Origin of the sequence: Serratia nevei (assembly GCF_024160145.1) — a bacterium.
In the GTDB taxonomy this organism is placed as follows: domain Bacteria; phylum Pseudomonadota; class Gammaproteobacteria; order Enterobacterales; family Enterobacteriaceae; genus Serratia; species Serratia nevei_A.
In genome coordinates, this window is sequence record NZ_JAMYWQ010000104.1 from 1 (window position 1) to 755 (window position 755).

At 56.8% G+C, this 755-nt stretch carries 1 protein-coding gene; it reads left to right on the forward strand.

Annotated elements, in window-relative coordinates; all coding sequences use genetic code 11:
• Nucleotides 1–151: 151 nt before the first annotated feature.
• A partial coding sequence (gene istB / locus M6G53_RS24940; protein WP_253335235.1) for an IS21-like element helper ATPase IstB occupies nucleotides 152–755 on the forward strand: 604 nt, incomplete at its 3' end.

Below are 755 nucleotides of genomic sequence, written 5' to 3' on the forward strand. Positions count from 1 at the left end.
GACTGCAGAAGGAGCTGGCCGCTTTGTTACCTTTGCCTGTGTTCAGAGCGTCAACAACTCCTCGATTGGCGGAGCCACAACGCCGGGCAGTACCCGTGGAGAGTATTCAGCATCCACTGTCGGTGTACCAGTCTCTGCTGGAGGTCCGTTTATGAGCACTCTCCAGCATCAGCGTATCGCTGAGTTATGCGAGCAGTTTCGCCTTGAGCGTATCGCGACCGAGTGGCCGGCACTGGCCCAGAAGACGATTGATGACACTGCATCACTGGGTGATTTTCTCGAGCAACTTCTGAAGCTCGAAGTTGACAGTCGGGACGAACGACGGCGTCAGACGCTGCTTCGCCTTTCCGGTTTGCCTGCGGTCAAGACGCTGGAGCAGTTCGACTTTAAGTTTGCCAGCGGTGCACCTCGAGCGCAGATCCAGGAGCTGGGTGGCCTGGCGTTCATAGAACGTCAGGAGAACATCGTGTTGCTGGGGCCATCGGGCGTGGGCAAGAGTCATATTGCTGCCGCTCTGGCCTATAAGTGCGCGATGGCCGGGTTAAGCGTCCGATTTATTACCGCCGCAGACATGATGCTGCAACTGGTCGCCGCTCACCGCCAGGGGGAACTTAAAGGCTATCTGAGCCGCATCATTCACAAGCCGCGGTTGCTTGTGATCGATGAGATCGGCTACCTGCCGTTTGGTAAGGAAGAGGCCAACTTGTTCTTCCAGGTTGTCGCCAGACGTTATGAGTCAGGCAGCCTGGTGTTGA